At 69.0% G+C, this 17364-nt stretch carries 17 protein-coding genes; 5 read left to right on the top strand and 12 right to left on the bottom strand.

Annotated features, from left to right (window positions below; genetic code table 11):
• Positions 1-87 precede the first annotated feature (87 nt).
• Positions 88-540 carry a hypothetical protein gene (locus tag ACT3SQ_RS08405; protein WP_441443266.1) on the bottom strand — a complete coding sequence of 151 codons (453 nt, stop codon included), beginning with the start codon at positions 538-540 and terminating at the stop codon, positions 88-90.
• Between the two features lie 386 nt (positions 541-926).
• Here ACT3SQ_RS08405 and ACT3SQ_RS08400 point away from each other — a divergent pair, with 386 nt between their 5' ends.
• Complete coding sequence (locus ACT3SQ_RS08400; RefSeq protein WP_299304496.1) at positions 927-1175, top strand: WhiB family transcriptional regulator; 249 nt, start codon at positions 927-929, stop codon at positions 1173-1175.
• Positions 1176-1291: 116 nt separating this feature from the next.
• On the opposite strand, the gene ACT3SQ_RS08395 is transcribed toward ACT3SQ_RS08400, so the two are convergent.
• Positions 1292-2785, bottom strand: a complete 1494-nt coding sequence (locus ACT3SQ_RS08395; RefSeq protein WP_441443267.1) for a sensor histidine kinase — start codon at positions 2783-2785, stop codon at positions 1292-1294.
• Positions 2786-2893: 108 nt separating this feature from the next.
• On the opposite strand from ACT3SQ_RS08395, the gene ACT3SQ_RS08390 reads away from it, so the two are divergent.
• Positions 2894-3400 (top strand): DUF2505 domain-containing protein, encoded by a 507-nt coding sequence (locus ACT3SQ_RS08390; protein ID WP_442332846.1) that lies wholly within the window; start codon positions 2894-2896, stop codon positions 3398-3400.
• A gap of 19 nt (positions 3401-3419) precedes the next feature.
• Here ACT3SQ_RS08390 and ACT3SQ_RS08385 read toward each other — a convergent pair whose 3' ends face one another.
• From ACT3SQ_RS08385 to ACT3SQ_RS08375, 3 genes are read right to left on the bottom strand one after another with little or no spacing between them, the layout of a single operon-like run.
• Entirely contained in the window at positions 3420-3905 is a 486-nt protein-coding gene (locus ACT3SQ_RS08385) for a DUF6912 family protein (RefSeq protein WP_441443269.1), read from the bottom strand.
• A gap of 16 nt (positions 3906-3921) precedes the next feature.
• Positions 3922-5124, bottom strand: a complete 1203-nt coding sequence (locus ACT3SQ_RS08380) for an AAA family ATPase (protein ID WP_442332845.1) — start codon at positions 5122-5124, stop codon at positions 3922-3924.
• Positions 5121-5762: an SAF domain-containing protein gene (locus tag ACT3SQ_RS08375; protein ID WP_441443271.1), complete on the bottom strand. Its 642-nt coding sequence runs from the start codon at positions 5760-5762 to the stop codon at positions 5121-5123. The genes ACT3SQ_RS08380 and ACT3SQ_RS08375 overlap by 4 nt, the downstream gene beginning before the upstream one ends.
• 219 nt (positions 5763-5981) lie before the next feature.
• Between ACT3SQ_RS08375 and ACT3SQ_RS08370 the strand changes: the two genes are divergently transcribed.
• Entirely contained in the window at positions 5982-6221 is a 240-nt protein-coding gene (locus ACT3SQ_RS08370; protein WP_441443272.1) for a helix-turn-helix domain-containing protein, read from the top strand.
• A 41-nt stretch (positions 6222-6262) separates the two neighbouring features.
• Here ACT3SQ_RS08370 and ACT3SQ_RS08365 read toward each other — a convergent pair whose 3' ends face one another.
• Positions 6263-6808 carry a hypothetical protein gene (locus ACT3SQ_RS08365; protein ID WP_444601046.1) on the bottom strand — a complete coding sequence of 182 codons (546 nt, stop codon included), beginning with the start codon at positions 6806-6808 and terminating at the stop codon, positions 6263-6265.
• Positions 6809-7154: 346 nt separating this feature from the next.
• Here ACT3SQ_RS08365 and ACT3SQ_RS08360 point away from each other — a divergent pair, with 346 nt between their 5' ends.
• Together ACT3SQ_RS08360 and ACT3SQ_RS08355 are read left to right on the top strand one after the other, a co-directional pair.
• Complete coding sequence (locus ACT3SQ_RS08360; RefSeq protein ID WP_444601045.1) at positions 7155-7961, top strand: LysM peptidoglycan-binding domain-containing protein; 807 nt, start codon at positions 7155-7157, stop codon at positions 7959-7961.
• Positions 7958-8359 carry an Rv3235 family protein gene (locus ACT3SQ_RS08355; RefSeq protein ID WP_441443275.1) on the top strand — a complete coding sequence of 134 codons (402 nt, stop codon included), beginning with the start codon at positions 7958-7960 and terminating at the stop codon, positions 8357-8359. Before ACT3SQ_RS08360 ends, ACT3SQ_RS08355 begins: the two co-directional genes overlap by 4 nt.
• Before the next feature lies 1 nt (position 8360).
• On the opposite strand, the gene secA is transcribed toward ACT3SQ_RS08355, so the two are convergent.
• From secA to mtrB, 6 genes are all read right to left on the bottom strand, one after another.
• Complete coding sequence (gene secA, locus ACT3SQ_RS08350) at positions 8361-11378, bottom strand: preprotein translocase subunit SecA (RefSeq protein WP_444601044.1); 3018 nt, start codon at positions 11376-11378, stop codon at positions 8361-8363.
• A 113-nt stretch (positions 11379-11491) separates the two neighbouring features.
• Positions 11492-12754 carry a winged helix-turn-helix domain-containing protein gene (locus tag ACT3SQ_RS08345; protein ID WP_444601043.1) on the bottom strand — a complete coding sequence of 421 codons (1263 nt, stop codon included), beginning with the start codon at positions 12752-12754 and terminating at the stop codon, positions 11492-11494.
• Between the two features lie 85 nt (positions 12755-12839).
• The gene (gene hpf, locus ACT3SQ_RS08340; protein ID WP_441443278.1) at positions 12840-13499 is read right to left on the bottom strand and encodes a ribosome hibernation-promoting factor, HPF/YfiA family; all 660 of its coding nucleotides are present in this window, start codon (positions 13497-13499) and stop codon (positions 12840-12842) included.
• Between the two features lie 165 nt (positions 13500-13664).
• Entirely contained in the window at positions 13665-14459 is a 795-nt protein-coding gene (locus ACT3SQ_RS08335; protein WP_444601042.1) for a ComF family protein, read from the bottom strand.
• A gap of 100 nt (positions 14460-14559) precedes the next feature.
• Positions 14560-16263 (bottom strand): LpqB family beta-propeller domain-containing protein, encoded by a 1704-nt coding sequence (locus ACT3SQ_RS08330; RefSeq protein ID WP_441443280.1) that lies wholly within the window; start codon positions 16261-16263, stop codon positions 14560-14562.
• Positions 16260-17364, bottom strand: a 1105-nt coding sequence (gene mtrB / locus ACT3SQ_RS08325; protein WP_444601041.1) for an MtrAB system histidine kinase MtrB, incomplete at its 5' end; no start/stop codon positions are given. The genes ACT3SQ_RS08330 and mtrB, both read right to left, overlap by 4 nt.

Here is a 17364-nt window from a genome sequence, read left to right as displayed (position 1 = left end):
TCGTCGTTCTCTCCTCGAGGGTCGGCCGCTGCTCGCTTCGGAGGCTCGCCGCCACCGCTCACGGCTGCGCGGCGCAGCGGCCAGTCCTCAGTCGCCGCGGTGCGGCAGGGGTGTGGAGTGGACCAGTCGAGTCAGCAGCACGAACAGCGTGATCGCGAGGATCAGTGCGAGGGTGCCCTGCCAGTACATGGAGGCGTTGAGCATGCTCGCCCCCACCAGGGCCTGGAAGAGCTGCCAGGTGATGCCCCATCCGAGTCCGAAGCGGCCCCTGAGGAGGATCGAGCGCGCGGCCAGTGCGAGCAGCAGCGCGAACAGGAGCAGGAAGACCCCGAGGCCTATCCCGAGGCGGGTGTGCAGGCCGCCGCCGGCGACCACGACGAAGCAGTAGGTGGCGGCCGATGCGAGCAGCAGCGCCTCGATGCCCAGCAGCAGGGCGACGATCGGGCGGCTGCGAGGGCTCGGATCCGGGCCGTCCTCAGATCCGCGAGCGCGGTCGTCTCGAGAGCCTCCGCGCGTGGAGGTATGGGATTCGGTGGGCATGAGGGCACTGTAATCTCCGCGCCTGTGCCGGGACGTCACCTCCCCGGCCTCGTCATTCCTCGAGCCCGCCGACGCCCGCACAGGCAGCTTCTGAAGCACCTTCCGCACCCGGATGCAACGCCTTCGTGCCCGGCATCACGCCTGCTGCGGCCCGGACTCAGACGGTGTGGGAAGTGCCACCAGGCTTGCCCATCCTGGCCCTTGTCGAGTTCCCGACCGCCCCAGAGAATGGAGATCGGCTCGTCGGGCTGATGGACATCGCGGGAGCATCCGCTCCCCGTCCTGCCCCGAAGAGCCAGAGACCCGAGAACGCCCCGTTGAGGGTGACCCTCGCCGCGCCACGCCCCACGGGGCGGGGCGGGGCGTCCTGGAAAGAGAGAGTGACGATGGACTGGCGCCACCGTGCCGAGTGCCTCAAGCATGATCCCGAGCTGTTCTTCCCGATCGGGAACACCGGACCGGCGATCACCCAGATCCAGGAAGCGAAGGCGGTGTGCCAGGGCTGTGACGTCATGACAGCCTGCCTCAAGTTCGCGCTCGAGACCGGCCAGGATTCTGGCGTCTGGGGCGGACTCTCCGAGGATGAGCGCCGTTCCCTGAAGCGCCGGAACGCCCGCGCCCGACGCGCAAGCTGATTTCTCCGTCCTGCGGCGCCCCCCTCTGAGCGTGGCGCCGCAGGACCCAGTTGCGCTTCCTGACCGACGCCCCCGGCTGGCTCCTGCCCGCTCCTCGGCTCGTGAGCGGTCCCCGCTCAGATCGTGAGCGGATCCAGGTAGACCTCGACCATCGCCCTGGTCCCGCCTTCCGGGCGGTCCTCCCAGGTGAGCGTCCCGCCGAGCTGGCCCTGCACCAGGGTCAGGGCGATGTTCGTGCCCAGCCCCGTCGGCTTCGCAGCCCCCATGCCCATACCGTCATCCTCGATGGAGATGACGAGATGGGATCCGGTGCGATCGCTGCGGATGGTGAGCGTCCCCCCGGTCTCGGAGAGCCCATGCTCGACCGCATTGGTCGCAAGCTCGGTGACCACCAGAGCCAACGGCGTCGCCTCCTCCGCCCGGATGGACCCCACCCGGCCGATCTTCTGCGTGCGCACCTCGACCTGGCTGTCGGTCAGCTGCGGGGTCCCCGCGCGATGGACGGATGCGCTCGCTGCATCCACTGCCAGCCGCAGGCAGCGGTCGATGACCTCGTCGAAGTGGACGGCCTCCTGAGATCCCTGGAGCAGGGACTCATGGACCAGGGCGATGGTCGAGACTCGGCGCATCGCTTCGGCCAGCGCCTCCCGCGCCTCATCCGTCTTCATACGTCGTGACTGCATCCGCAGCAGCGCAGCCACCGTCTGCAGATTGTTCTTCACCCGGTGGTGCACCTCGCGGATGGTCGCGTCCTTGGTGATCAGCTCACGCTCGCGGCGACGCAGCTCGGTCACGTCCCGCACCAGGATCACCGCACCGGTGCGGCGGCCCTGCTCGGTCAGCGGCACTGCTCGCAGGGAGAGGGTCCCCCCGCGCGCTTCCATGTCGGAGCGCCAGGCGGCGCGACCCATCAGCACCAGCGGCAGGGATTCATCGACCGGGGAACGGGACTGGAGCATCTCGGTGGACAGTTCGGCGAGCGTGATGCCCTCCATGTCCCCTGCGATGCCGAAACGATGGAAGGCCGAGCGTGCATTCGGTGAGGTCCACTGGACGATCCCGGACTCATCGAGCTCGACCACCCCGTCCCCGACCCGGGGCGCACCGCGCCGGGGCGGGATCGGTGCACCCGCGATCGGGAAGGCACCGTTCTCGAGCATCCGCAGCAGGCGGTGGCCCAGCGCACGCTGGTGGATCTCGTTGTCGGACGGCTGATGGTCCGCCTCGGGGACCTCGGCGGCCAGCGCGGCGAGGGTGCGGCCGTTCTTGCGCACCGGGACCAGGGTCCCCATCGCCCGACGCCCTTCTCGTTCGATCTCGGTGGTGACACGGAGCGGGTCCCCTCCGGCCAGCAGCCGCGCGATCTCGGTGCCCTGTTCACCGCCGTCGCTCGTGGTGCCGACGGGATCCTCGTAGTAGACGGTCGGACCGGTGGCAGGACGGCAGTGCGCGACAGCCAGCGGACCGTCATCCTCCTGGATCCACAGCACGAGGTCGGCACGCAGAAGGTCGGACAGCAGGTTCCAGTCACCGACCAGGTGCTGCAACCAGTCCGCTTCCTTCTCGGAGAGACCACGGTTGTCGGCGAGGAACTTGGACAGGCTCGGCATGGGAACAGGATAGGCGTCCGCGTCACCTGGCCGGTGACCGTCCCACCGGCGAGCGGCTCCTCCGCACTGTTCTAGGCTGGGCCCGAACCGTTCCGAGGAAGGACCAGGATGAAGCTTCGCGAGACTTTGAACCTCCCGCTGTCCGCACGCGCCGCTGCGGAGATGTACGCCGATCCGGAGTACACCGAGATCCGCCGGCGCACGCTCGGCGCCGCACAGGCGGAATCCACCCTGGAGGGGGACCCTACCGGTTCCTTCACCGTGCGCACCGAGCTGTCGATGCCGACCGACCGGGTGCCGGACATGGTGCGGCCCTTCGTCGGCTCCTCGGTCACCATTCGTGAGGAGCAGTCCTGGTCCGCGCCCGAGCAGGACGGCAGCCGCCGAGGCACCATGCACCTAGACGTCGTCGGCACTCCCGCCGGACTCACCGCGACGCTGCGCCTCACCCCCACCGGAGAATCGACCAGCACGGTCGAAATCGACGGCGATCTGGTCGCGAAGGTCCCGCTGCTGGGGCCGCGCCTGGAGAAGGCGGCGATCCCCTACGTCTCTACAGTGCTCCGCGCCGAAGAGCGCTCAGCGTCGACCTATCTCGAGTCGACGACCCGCTGAACGACCCCTCCAAGGACGGTCAGCTCTTCGTTGCGGCGTCTGTAGCTGCGACGTCCGAGGCGGCGGCGTCCAGATAGTCCAGGGCGTCGGTCGCCTCGCTGGTGTCGAACCACAGCAGGGCGGGATCCGTGTCGTCAGCATGCGCAGCCGCCGCATCCTGCTCGGTGACATGAAGGCTCGCGATCCTGGCAGAGGTCGCTTCCCTCAGGACGACTCCGAAGACTCCACTGTCCTCGGCTCCGGGCGACAATGCGCCGTCGGGCACATCTGCGGCGATCACGAGCGCCCTCGCGCTGCTCCGTCCCGTGCTGAAGGCGACATGGACCGCGTCCTGGAGAGCGTCGTACTCGAGGTCCTCCTCGTCCTCGCCGGAGCGGTCTGCACGCGCTTCGACGGTGACCGCCCAGGCGGTGCGGCCCGCCTCGAGATCGAGTCGGGCGCCTGCGCCCTCGAGCGTGCGTCGGTCCTGGTCGGTCAGCGGCAGGTAGATCCTCATGGAGGTCATCTTCTCACCGGCTCCCTCAGCCTGGTGCCGGAACACCCTGGCCGCGCAGAACAGGAGAGGCCGCGATATCCCGCAGCCCCTTGCGCAGCGCCGAACGTGGAGCAATCTCGGCGAGCAGAGCCCCGTCCCAGCCCGCGGTCCGGCAGGCGATCGGATCATCGGGCAGCAGGTTCAGGGAGGCGACCGGGATCCGCGAGGCGATCAGGTCCCGCACCCGGTCACCCGGAACCGGCGCCCCCACCCGGTTGACCACGACATGGAGCTCTCTCACCCCCAGCTCCTCCAGCCTGGTGTGCTCGCGGAGCAATCGGGTGATGCTGATGGGATCGGCGGTGACCACCGCGATCACCGCGTCGGCCGCCTCGATCGCGCTGATCGCCGCGGCGTTGCGCTGCGGTGCGGCGGTGTCGTAGCTGAGCTCCTCGTCCTCCTCCAGCACCGGACCGATATCGGCGAGCACGAGCCCGCCTCGTCTCGCCAGCGCTCCCCAGACGCCTTCCATCGAGGTTCGGCGCAGCTCTGCCCAGCGGCCGGGGACCCCGATCCCGCTGAGCAGGTGCAGGTGGGGCTGGACCAGCGGCAGCAAGGACTCCAGGGTCTCCTCGTCCAGGGTGTCGCGGTCATGGGCACGTGCCGCGGCCACCAGACCGGGCGCCTCATCCAGCACTCCGAGCAGCTGGCTCTGCGAGGGGCCATAGGTGTCTGCGTCGACCAGGACCGTGTCCTCCCCGCTCGCTGCAGCCTCGGCGGCCAGGTTGACCGCGATCAGGGATCGGCCGGGGGACCCCGTCGGCCCCCACACCGCCACCAGCCGACCTGTCGGCACATCCTCGAGGTCCGACGCCTCCTGCACCCAGGAGTCCGCCTGCTCCTGCTCCCCCGAGACTGCCGCGGAGACCGCGGCCAGGATCTCGTCGATCGAGGAATGGGCGGGGAGCACATGACGCAGTCCGAGCCCGGTCTTCTCCGCAGCCTCCTCGGATTGCAGTCCCACCACCGTGGCGTCCCGCATCATCGCAGCGATCGCATCGCGTCCCAAACCGCGGACCGACACGTCGATGAGCACCACGTCACCGATCCCCGCTGCAGTCACCGCGAGGGTCTCGGCGAGATCCGCGCATCGGCGCACCACCCGGGCCGTGCGGTCACGGTCCACCGCCAGGTCGTGCACGATGCGCACCTCATCGCTGCCCGAGGCGCAGAGCACGATGTCGATCATGGCGCGAGTCCATGGGCGCCGGGGACGCCGATCACGTCCAGCCGTTCATCTTTCGAGAGCACCTCGAGCACCGCTCCGACGCTGCCACTGGGCACCAGCACCTCGACGGCCATCGACCGCATGCCCAGCGAGCTGCCCTCATCGATGCGGCGGACCACGGCGTCGGGAACCAGCAGCACTGCCTGTGCGTCCTCGGAGTCAGCACTCGTGGGAGCGGTATGCCAGAGCTCCACGGTCGCACCGGGGACGACGGACTCTGCCACGGTCGCGTCGACCGGGATCACCACGGGTCTCAGCGTCACGTCAGCTGCCTGCCCGATCGCCGACATCGGGAGCAATTCCCCCTCATGCACGGTGCGGGTGGCGACCGCGCCGGCGGGGATCGACTCCACGTTCCCGGCGTAGAGAGCCGTCTGGTCCCCGAGCCTCATCTCCACGACCACCAGGTCCGCGGAGTCGATCGGGTCCCCGGGCACGATCGGAGAGCGGGTGACCAGGACCGGCGTCGTCTCGGAGAGTCGAGAGACCAGCAGGGCTCCCATCAGCACGCTGGCGACGACCAGGACGATCCCTACGATCAGACGCGGATCCTTCCATCGTGGTCGGCGCAGCCTCATCATCGGTGCGGTAGCCCCCACTGCCCTCTCCTGCCCCCTCGCTGGGATCCCGGGGTACCGGGACCTCCCGGGAGGTTACGACAGCAGGGGCTCCGATGGGGCCGATGCGGGAGCTTTGTGGATATCCGGGCCGCCGAGGCAGATGGATGGCGGCTGTCCACAGCGGGGAGGGCGGTCAGTGCCGAGGATGAGAGAATGGCCGGGCCTCACCTCCAGGTGCTCCGCTCGGAAGGATCGTCGATGTCGCCACGTTTCGTCCCGCTGTCTGATGTCGCGGAGATGCTCTCCATCTCCGCGTCGCAGGCGTACGCTCTGGTGCGCTCCGGGGAACTGCGGGCGATCAAGGTCGGCGGGCGGGGTCAGTGGCGGGTCGAGGTCACGGAGATCGAGTCATACATCCAGCGCAGCTACGAGGCGACCGCGAGCATCCTCGAGGAGGAGCGCCAGCGGGAGCAGCTGAAGGCTGGCGGGAAGAGCTGACCGCACAGCTCCTTGCAGGTCGGTCCTGCGACGCACGGAGTTCAGCGCGGCAGCACGGCCTGCAGCGCGGCGATCGCCACGGTGAGCCGTTCTGATCCGGGGACCAGCACCGATTCCCCGGTAGGCAGCGCATGGAGATCCAGCGTGTCAGCACCCACCGCCGCGATCCGACCGATCACTCCGCCGGCAGTGGTCTCCAGCCGCACGATGCTGCGATCTCTTGCGAACTCTCGCAGGACGGAGCCCAGACCGAGCGGCGATCGTAGCGACTCCTCGGGCAGCCGCGCCCTTGTGGGCAGCCCGTGCACGAGCGCGATCGCTCCGAGCGGGACCAGGATGCGCTGACCGCCCGCGCTGTCACGCAGTGCAACCCAGTCCGACCCCACCCCTTCGATGGTGCCATCGAGACGCAGCCCGGTACCGACGTGGAGCGTCAGCCGCTGCGTCCCCGCTCCCCGCAGCCGGTCGGCCAGTGTGAGCTGGGCACGCTCAGCCCGGGCCAGGTCCTCTGAGACTGCACGCATCTCCTGCTGCTCATGGTGGGCGAACCGTCCCTCGAGGTCTTCGAAGATCCGCTCGAATCGCATGGCGCCACTCTAGGCCCTGCCCGGTTCCGCACCCTGGCCCGAAGCTTCTCTGCGCCGACCCTGGGTCTCTCAGCGGCCGCCGGGGATCGTTCCTCCCCAGCTGCCGATCTTCCACATCTCACGGCGACGCCATTGCGTCCTGCATCACAACACGATAACTTGCTCCCAACAAGCACTAGATGCATCAAACTGCACCAAACGACACCAACGGGACGACGTCGCTCCCTGCAGCGACGGCCCATCACAGCCAGGGGCTTCCATGAAGGACGACACCACGGCGACGACGCCGGGACACACAGGGACCACGTTCCTGTGCATGCTGCTCGCGGCAAGCGGTGCCGCGGGTATGACAGCCGCAACCGACTCGCTGCGCAGAACAGCAGAGACCTCCCACGCGGACCAGGCACTGATCGGCTGGGTGCTGGTCGTGCTCGCCGCACTGGGCGCTCTGCTCTGCCTCTATCTCACAGTCGTCTGGGGGCTCGCCACTGCCGTGCTCCTGGCTGGGCCCGCTACCCGCATCGGCACCGCCTCACTGGCTGCGCTGCGACTGCTCGCACCACGGCTCGCCCAGCGAGTGGCCACCGGGGCCGCAGTCGCGACGACGGCGACCGCCCTCGTGCTCGCCCCTGCGACGGCGAGCGAAGGACATCCCGCCTCCTCGGCTCTGAGCGAGCGGGCTCCCGCCCAGACCGCCCAGCTGCTGCCCACAGACGGCCCGCTTGCGGCTCCCTCACCGGAGCCCGCGGCATCAGGCTCTGCTGCCGGAAGTGACGCCGCCGAGAGCAGAGCGCTGCTGCCCCCGCTGGACTGGGGCGAGGAGCCCTCCGCCACCCAGCCAGCTCCCGACGGGTCAGCCTCGACCGTCTCCCCGGCCTCTGCGGCACCCACAGCGGCACCCGCAGAGGACGAGACGACGGACGAGACGACAATGTCCAGCCCGCACATCGTGATCGTGCGCAGCGGAGACAGCCTGTGGAGCATCACGGACGACCTGCTCTCTCCCAGAGCGACCGCTGCCGCGGAGATCTCCGCCTCATGGCCGCTGCTGCATGAGGCCAACTACGAGGTGATCGGGGCAGACCCGGATCACCTGGTCCCCGGGATGGAACTCACCGTCCCCCACGCACTGACCACCAAGGACATGCCATGAGTGCCACAGATCAGCGCCCCGCCGCCCAGGCCGCCAATGCCGAGACCTACGCCCCTGACGATCCGCGGGCGATAGAGCATCTGGTCGTGCCGGTGGCTCGGCGCGCTGTCGAGATCGTGCGCGACATGCGGCCGGAGAACTCACTGACCCGCCTGGTCACCCCTGAGATCAGCCAGCAGCTCGCGCGGCGCGCCGCACTGACCCGTCGGCTCCGGGCCACCACCGGCTTCGCGCCTGCACGACAGCTGATGGTGACCGGGGTGCGGATCTGCGTGGTCAACGATCACACCGTCGAAGCCAGCTGCGTGCTCAGAGAGCCCGACCGCGCACGATTCATGGCCATGCGCTGGGAGCTGCGGCACACGGGGTGGCGCGTGACGGTGCTGGAGATCGGCTGAGTCAGCGGCGGCGACGCCTCATCCTCCGCTGAGCCCGGTTCTGGCCCTCTCCCTGCGGCGCGCCCTCGGGCTTGTCCTGCACCTTGTCGCTCGCGACGGGGCTCGCCTCGCCGTTCTGGGCCTGGCGCGCCTGCCTGCGGCGCTGCGCCCGAGAAAGCGTCGAGGAGTCTTGGACGCCACTGCCCTCGGCAGAGGTGTATCGCAGCTGGCGCTCTCCCGGGCCATCATCCAGGCCCTTGGCACGCAGCACGACGCGACCTTCCTGCGCCAGCTTCTCCTCAGCGGGTGCGTCGCTCCCGCTGTCGTCGCTGTCAGTCTCGGCGTCGTCGGCCCCCTCCGAGCTCGACGACTCCGCCGGCTCTGCAGCAGCCTCCTCGGACTTCACAGACTTCACGGCCGGGGCGCGCTCGCTGCCGGCACCGGCACTCGCCGCCGCGCCGGTCGCGGCAGCTGCAGCAGCGACCTTCGAGGCACTGCGCAGCAGGTCGCTGACAGCCTTGGGCACCACGGGCTCGACCTTCTCGACCTGGACCTCGAGGTTGTAGACGTAGCCGACCACGTCCTCCTTCACGCCAGCCATCATGTCGTTGAACATGAGGTGGCCTTCGCGCTCGTACTCGATGAGCGGATCACGCTGGGCCATCGCCCGCAGGCCGATGCCCTCCTTGAGGTAGTCCATCTCGTAGAGGTGCTCACGCCAGCGTCGATCCATCACGGACAGCAGCACGCGGCGCTGCAGCTGCCGCAGTCCCTCGGCGCCCAGCTCGTCCTCGCGCTTCTCGTAGGCGACACGGGCATCGGCCAGGATCTCCTCCTTCAGCACCTTCGCCTCGAGGTTCTCCTTCCCGCCCACCTCCTCGATGAGCTCCTCGGCCGTGAGGGAGACCGGATATGCGGGTCGCAGGGCGCCCCACAGCTCCTCCAGATCGACATCCTCCGCAGGCTTGCCGCGGGTGTGGGCGTCGACGGTGCCTCCGATGACCTCTTCGATGAAACGCTCGACGTGCTCGTCGAGGTCTTCACCCTCGAGGATCCGCGAACGCTCCTCGTAGAACTTCTTGCGCTGCTTGGTCAGCACATCGTCGTACTTCAGGACGTTCTTGCGGATCTCGGCGTTGCGCGACTCGATCGAGTTCTGCGCGCGCTGGATCGCGCCGGAGACCATGCGTCCGGTCAGCGGGATCGATTCGTCGACACCGCCGCGGGCCAGCAGGGACTCTGCCGCTCCGGAGTTGAACAGCCGCATCAGGTCGTCCTGGAGGGAGAGGTAGAAGCGGGACTCCCCCGGGTCTCCCTGTCGGCCGGAGCGGCCGCGCAGCTGATTGTCGATGCGGCGGGACTCGTGCCGTTCGGTGCCCAGCACGTACAGGCCACCGATCTCGACGACCTCGTCGTGCTGCTCGGCGACGGCCGCCTTGGCCCGCTCGAGCTCCTCGTCCCAGGCCTTCTCGTACGCGTCCCGGTCCTCCTCCGGATCCATGCCGCGCTTCTCGAGCTCGGCGTGGGCCATGAACTCGACGTTGCCACCGAGCATGATGTCGGTGCCGCGACCTGCCATGTTGGTGGCCACGGTGACGGAGCCCTTGGCGCCGGCCATGGCGACGATCGCGGCTTCTCCCGCGTGGTTCTTCGCGTTGAGCACCTCATGCTCGACGCCCTGGGCGGTGAGCAGCTTGGAGAGGTACTCAGACTTCTCGACGCTCGTGGTGCCCACGAGCACTGGCTGGCCCTTGTCGTGGCGCTCGACGATGTCCTCGACGACCGCTTCGAACTTCGCCTTCTCGGTGCGGTAGATGCGATCGGCTTCGTCCGCACGCTGCATCGGACGGTGCGTGGGGATCGGCACCACACCCAGGTTGTAGGTGTTCATGAACTCGGCGGCCTCGGTCTCGGCCGTGCCGGTCATGCCCGCAAGCTTCTCGTAGAGCTTGAAGTAGTTCTGGAGGGTGATCGTGGCGAGAGTCTGATTCTCCGCCTTGATCTTCACGCCCTCTTTCGCCTCGATCGCCTGATGCATGCCCTCGTTGTAGCGGCGACCGGCGAGGATGCGACCGGTGTGCTCATCGACGATCATCACCTCGCCGTTGAGGACCACATAGTCCTTGTCCTTCTTGAACAGCTCCTTGGCCTTGATGGCGTTGTTGAGGAAGCCGATCAGCGGGGTGTTCAGCGATTCGTAGAGGTTGTCGATCCCGAGATGGTCCTCGACCTTGTCGATCCCGGCCTCGAGCACGCCGACGGTGCGCTTCTTCTCGTCGACCTCGTAGTCACGATCCTGGCGCAGCAGCTTGACGACCTTCGCGAATTCGCTGAACCACTTGTTCGCGTCCCCGGAGCCGGGCCCGGAGATGATCAGCGGGGTGCGCGCCTCATCGATCAGGATCGAGTCGACCTCATCGACGATCGCGAAGCTGTGCCCTCGCTGGACCCTGTCCTCGGGCTTGAGGGACATGTTGTCGCGCAGGTAGTCGAAGCCGAACTCGTTGTTCGTGCCGTAGGTGATGTCGGCGTTGTACTGCTCGCGACGCTCGGCAGGGGTCATCCCGGATTTGATCACCCCGGTGGTCAGTCCCAGCGCGCGGAACACGCGGCCCATCAGGTCGCTCTGGTAGCCGGCGAGGTAGTCGTTCACGGTGATCACGTGCACGCCCTTGCCGGAGAGCGCGTTGAGGTACGCGGGGAGCGTCGCCACGAGAGTCTTGCCCTCACCGGTCTTCATCTCGGCGATGCGGCCCCGGTGCAGAGCCGCGCCACCCATGATCTGCACGTCGTACGGACGCTGGCCGAGCGTGCGGTGAGCCGCTTCGCGCACCGCGGCGAACGCCTCGACCATCACATCGTCGAGGGTCTCGCCGTCCTCGAGCCGTTCCTGGAAGTGGTCGGTCTCGGCACGGAGCTCGTCATCGCTGAGCTCGCTGAAGACGTCCCCCGCCTCTCCCACTCGCTGGGCGATGGCTTCGAGCCTGCGCACTTCCCGGCCTTCGCCGGCGCGCAGGATCTTGTCGAAGAGGTTGACCACTCGTGCTCCCGTAGATCTCGTGTACACCCCGTGGGGCGGCTGATGCCTGCCCCATCGTATGCGTCACCGCCCAGGAAGGTGACCACCTGCGCGCATCATCACCCGAAGCCGGTTCACCCGTGGACGGCCGCCGCGAGCTCGGGCGAGAGCTCCCCGGTCCCGGGCCCGGTGAGGACCTCGATCGTCTCAAGGCCCTGCCAGCGGGCGGCGCGCCGGAGCTCCTCGGCGAGCGCCGCGACGATCAGGTGGTCCTCCGGCCGCTGCCCGGTGGGCAGGTTGGGCAGCGGTTCACGGTAGGTGCCCCGCACCTCGAGCACGTCCCGGGCGCGATCCGCCCGCAGATCCACGCGCGCCGGGATGACGTCATCGAGCAGGAAGAGCAGCGAGTAGTAGCCGGTGGTGCGCCGTGCGGCAGGGGTGTAGATCCCGATGCGGTACTCCACATCGAAGAGATGCGCGAGTCGTGGGCGATGGAACACGATCGGGTCGAACGGGCTGACCAGTGCGGCGACGCGCAGCGGGGCGGGGGCCGGGGCATCCCGGTGCAGCAGCATCCTCCGGCTGCCGGCGGGGTGGGAGACCTCGACCTCCTGCAGCTCGCCCTGGACGATCAGACGCTCGACGGCGGGAATGACTTCCCGCGTGCGAAGGCGGAAGTAGTCCGCCAGCGAGCCGACCTCGGCGATGCCCAGCGAGCAGGCCGCTCTCGAGGTGAGCTCATCGATCGATGCTGTGTCCTCCCCTAGCTCCTCCTGAGGCGGTGGGGAGTCCTCCCCTGCGAGGGAGTACAGCCGCTCGAACTGCGACGAGCGGCCCACGCAGTCGAGGTCTCCGGTGCGGAACAGATACTCCACCGCCCATTGGGTGGCGGTGCGGCGCCACCCCCAGCCCTCTCCGCGCTCGGTGTCGCCCAGGTGCTTCGAGACGGTGGCCGCGCTGGCGGGCCCGATCTCCTCCAGCACCTCCCGGATCTGCGGGAACAGATGGGGTGAGGTCACAGCGATGTCCCGCAGCACTCCCCAGTCCTTCTCGGAGGTGGCCCGGCGACGGAAGGCCAGCAGGCGGTGTATCTCGGGAGAGGTGTAGGTGGCCTCATGCGCCAGGCTCTCCCGCAGTGCGCGTCGCGGCCCGGGACGGACGGAGTCCTCGAGCACGGAGGGGTCCCAGGGCCCGCTGCGGGTGAAGACGGGGAGGTGATGGGCGCGCGCGAACACGTTCACCGAATCGATCTGGAGCAGGTGGGTCCGCTCGAGGGTGCGTGCGAGCGCGCGTCGGCTGGTCGCCATGGCCGGCATATCGCTGCGGCGGGCTCGCCCCATGCCTTGTGCCCGCAGGGCGATCCGGCGTGCACGGGTCCACGTGAGGGTCGAGCTCATCAGCGGGGTGCTCCTGCATGGTCGGCACGACGAGGGGCGGGAGGAAGCTGTGCAGCTCCTCCCGCCCGGCCGTCGTGAAGAGAGGTCAGGCTGTCAGCTCTGCGTCGAGCTCGATGACACCGTAGTTCCAGCCCTTGCGGCGGTAGACCACTTTCGGGTGGCCGGTCTCGGCGTCGACGAAGAGGAAGAAGTCATGGCCCACGAGCTCCATCCGATAGAGCGCGTCATCAATGCTCATGGGTGTTGCGGAGTGCTTCTTCTCGCGGATGACCACCGGTGAACCGGCCTCGGCGAGGTCGTGCTCGTCCGTGGCCGTGACCGACTCCGTCTCGTCCTCGCTCGCGGCTGCGTCGTCCAGCAGAGGTGGGGGCATCTCCTGGTCAGCAGGCATGGTGCGGAGGCTCGCTCCGGCGCCCTGATGGGAGCGGTCTCGGCCACGACGGTGGTCCTTACGGCGGTCGCGGGACCGACGGAGGCGTTCGAGGAGCTTGCCGTAGGCGACGTCGAGCGCTCCGTAGAGATCGTCCGCCCGGGCCTCCGAGCGGATCACCGCGCCATTTTCATGGACGGTCAGCTCCACACGATCGCTGAGCTCAGTCTGCCTGGGGTTCTTCTCCTGTGAGATCTCGACGTCCACGCGGAGAGCCGCGGGGGCGAGCTGGGTGACCTTGTCGAGCTTGTCGGCGAGATGGCGACGGAATCGGTCCGGGACGTCCATATGGCGTCCGACGACATTGATCTCCATGAGTGGGTTCTCCTCCTATCCGGGTGCGGCCGCTCTGAGCCCGGCCGCGGTGGCTCTTCGGCTGGGTGTCGCACCTCCTGGTGAAGGGGGTCCCGCCGTCGTGTGGCGGGTATCACCAGCATGCCATGTTTTGCGCAGGGTTTCCTGAATGTTCGTCCCGAAAGTTCATCCTGTTCGCTCGCTGGCCGCGCTCTGCGCAGGGACTCGGGCGGAAGCGACCACCACCGCCCCCAGCACCCGCATGCCGGCGGAGGTGAGCGCCTGATGCATCCCGCGCAGGGTGGAGCCGGTGGTGACCACGTCGTCGACGATCACCACCGGAGCGCCCTGCCGTCCCGCTTCGCGGGCGGCGCGCCCTCGAAGGAGTATCTGACGGGTGCGGCGCTGTCGTGCGCCCTGTCCCTCCTGGGCGGTGGTGGGCCGCGCGCGCAGCAGCAGAGCGTGCCCGGCACCGCTGCATTCCATGGCACGCACCAGCTCCGCGGTGTGGTCCTCACCTCGACGAAGCCGTGCGCTGCGCTGCGAGGGCACCGGGACCAGGAAGGGCGGGGCGGGGTCAGCTCCCTCGACGAGCCGGGCGACCGCAGGGGCCAGCGCAGGGGCGATTCGTGCGCCGAGGTGGAGCATCCCACCGTTCTTCCATGCCAGGATCAACCGCTGCAGGTCCCCGCCGTACTCTCCGAGCGCGAGCACAGGCAGCAACGGTGTGTGGTCGACTCCGGCGGGCAGCAAGAGATCGCCGAGCTCCACGTCTCGCACCCGTGCAGCGCTCAGCTCCTGCAGCGCGTCACAGCACGACTCCACTCGGCATGGCGCCGTCTCCAGCAGCTTCGTGCATGGCTGGCAGAGCCATGTGCCCTCCTGCCCGCAGGGGCAGTGCCGGGGCGCGACCAGTGCGCAGGTCTGGGCTGCCACCCCGCGCAGCATCCCCCACAGGGTCGGGTGGCCGGTATCCGTCATGCCTCCATTTCACGCCAGCTCGGCCGGGCGATCCATCCCTGGGCCCCGTTGGTGGATGAAACTGCTCTGTGGAGGAACGATGGCCCGCGAGGCGGGCTGCTCAGTAGAACGACGGATCCCGGCCCTCGATGTCGACCGTGGCCCACCCTTCTCCGCTGCTGCGCAGCAGAACGCCCTCCGTGGTGCCGGCCCACACCGTCTCCGCCACCACCGAACCGGCGATCCGATCGGTGCCGGGAGCGAGCGGGGGCAATGCCTCCCTGCCGCTGGCGAAGTCGACGATCTGCGCCCGCCGCTCCCCCGACGCGGGGTCGGTCCCCAGCACCAGCACCGCGATCTCGTCATACCAGCCGGCCTCGGTGATGTCCTGGAGATAGGTGCGCACGGCAACGGGCTCGGTGAGCGAGGTCGGGCTCCCCTCCCCATCGCGCACCACCGCGCACAGATCCAGCCGGCTGCCCCCGGAATCCGCGGACAGCACCAGCATCCTGGTGGCGTCGGCTGCGATGTCCAGGGCACGAATCTCGCGGGAGGTCAGCCAGGGGGCATCGACCTTCGCATCGAGCTCCGCCCCCTGACCGGACAGCGCCAGCAGAGCGCCCGCGCTCGACCGGGTGGCGGTCCAGACGAATCCCGCGTCATCGAGGCACGGTGCGACGAATGCGCCACCGGTCGCGGCCTCCCGCACCGGGACGGAACCGTCCGTCGAGGCGAGCAGCACGATGCTCCCCTCCGGGTTGCGGGCTGCTGCGAGCACTCCGTCCTGCGCGATCACCGGGGAGGAGAGCTCAGCATCTTCGAGTGCAGGCACCAGCTGTGCGGCGGGTGCTCCCCCGCCCGGTTCGGCCAGCGAGATGATCCCGGTCGCTCCGGCGGCGATCGGGCGATGTCCGGGCAGCGCGCGCTCGGTCCGCACCTCCTCGTCGAGCACCAGCTCCTCGCCGTCCTGCACCATCCGGACTCCGGACAGGGTGCGCAACGAGCGCAGAGAGGCCTCCAGCTGGGACAGCGCCAGCATCCTCGGGCCGGTGGGAAGGCTGGCGATCGCGGTGGGCACCGCAACCTGCGTGCCGCCGTCGGCGCCGGTGGTGATGACGGCATCGGAGATCCCGGAGGTGCGGGGGATCTCGCTGCTGACAGCCCCTTGGAGGAAGATGGCGGGACCGGCGACGAGCGCTTCGAGCACGCTGGCGGCGCCCCGGCGCAGCGGGAACCAGCGATGATCGGGGACCAGGTGACGCTCCCGCACATCCAGGAAGTAGAGCCGGGCAGGGCCATAGAGCGTCTCGAACGCCGCCTCCGAGAGGAAGATCCCGTCGGGCACCTCGCTGAGCCGCCATTGGTCATCGACCTGCTCGATCGCCACCTGGACTTCCCGGGGCACCGCTCCGGCCAGCACCGTGCGCACCCCGCTGCCGTCCACCAGGGCGACCACCTGGAGGACCAGTGCGAGCCTGCCGTCATCGAGCGTCTCAACCTGCAGCTCCTGGCTGCCGGAGTACACGGTGATCCCGGCGGCCGGGTTCCACAGTTCGCTGGCCGGGTCGGTGAGATATGCGCGAGCCACCGCGAAGTCGTCCTCGGAACCGACCCCGGCCTGCACGAATCCGGCAGCGACCTCCGAGGCGTCGGCGTCGGGCGGGGGCGGCAGCGCCCTCACATAAGGGGCCCCCGGCTGGGACCGTCCGGTCAATGCGCGGCTGTCGATCGGGGAGTCCGTGGGAATACGGGCACAGGCCGCGCCCATTCCCAGCACCGCCGCGGCACCCGCAGCGCGCAGCACATGACGACGTGCCGGTCTCATCGCACACCTCCGCTCTCGTCGGGCTCCGGGAATGAATCGCTCCCTGGATCCTCCAGATCCGGGAGCAGGCCGGGTCCGATCCGGAGCTCCCCGGTCGGGGTCGGGGAGACCGCGGCGTCGGCCCCCCACCGATCCAGCGATCGCTCGAGCCGCAGCGGGGAACGTGTCAACGGGGTTCCCGGGCGCCGCGGGAGAGTGAGCCGGAATACTGCGCCCCTGCCCTCCTGTCCCCAGGCCTGGAGCCAGCCGTCATGCAGTCTCGCGTCCTCGGCGGAGATCGACAGCCCCAGGCCGGTCCCCCCGAGGGTCCGCGCCCGGGAGGGATCGGCACGCCAGAAACGGTCGAACACGTGCGCCGCATCCTCAGGGGAGATGCCATGGCCCTGGTCCTGGACCACCACCGCCACCGCGTCATCGTCCGCGGCGGTCTGGATCAGCACCGGATGCCCCGCGCCATGCTCGATCGCATTGGTCAACAGATTGCGCAGCACCCGGTCGATGCGACGTGCGTCGACCACCGCATGCACGTCCCCGCCCGCCAGCCGCACGTCCAGCAGGCAGCCGCGGGCCCCTGCCAGCGGGCGGAGGTCCTCGAGCGCCCGCTCGACGAGCGCGTCGACGTTCTCGCGGTGCGCCTCGAGCTCAGCGGCGCCCGCATCGAAGCGGGAGATCTCCAGCAGGTCCGTGAGCAGCACCTCGAAGCGCTGGACCTGCGCGGAGAGCAGCTCAGTGGTCCGCTGCAGCTCACCGGGCAGATCGGAGCGTCGAGCATCGAGCACCGAGGAGGCCATGCGGATCGTGGTCAGCGGCGTACGAAGCTCATGGGAGACGTCGGAGACGAACCGCTGCTGGACGTACGAGAGCTCGGTGAGATCGTCGACCTTCTGCTCGAGGCTGCGGGCCATATCGTTGAAGGACTCCCCCACCCGGGCCAGCTCGTCACCACCGGAGACCTCGACGCGGCTGGTCAGATCCCCTGCGGCCATCCGCTCCGCCGCGTATGCGGCGCGTTTCAGAGGAGTGGTCACCATCCGCGCCACGACGATCGCGATGCCAACGATGAGAGCCATCAGCACCCCGCCGCCACCCAGGATCACCCGC

Source organism: Brachybacterium sp. AOP42-C2-15 (assembly GCF_052377065.1).
Taxonomy (GTDB): Bacteria; Actinomycetota; Actinomycetes; order Actinomycetales; family Dermabacteraceae; genus Brachybacterium.
The sequence above is the reverse complement of the archived record's forward strand: the minus strand, read 5'-3'. Positions and strand labels throughout refer to the sequence as shown.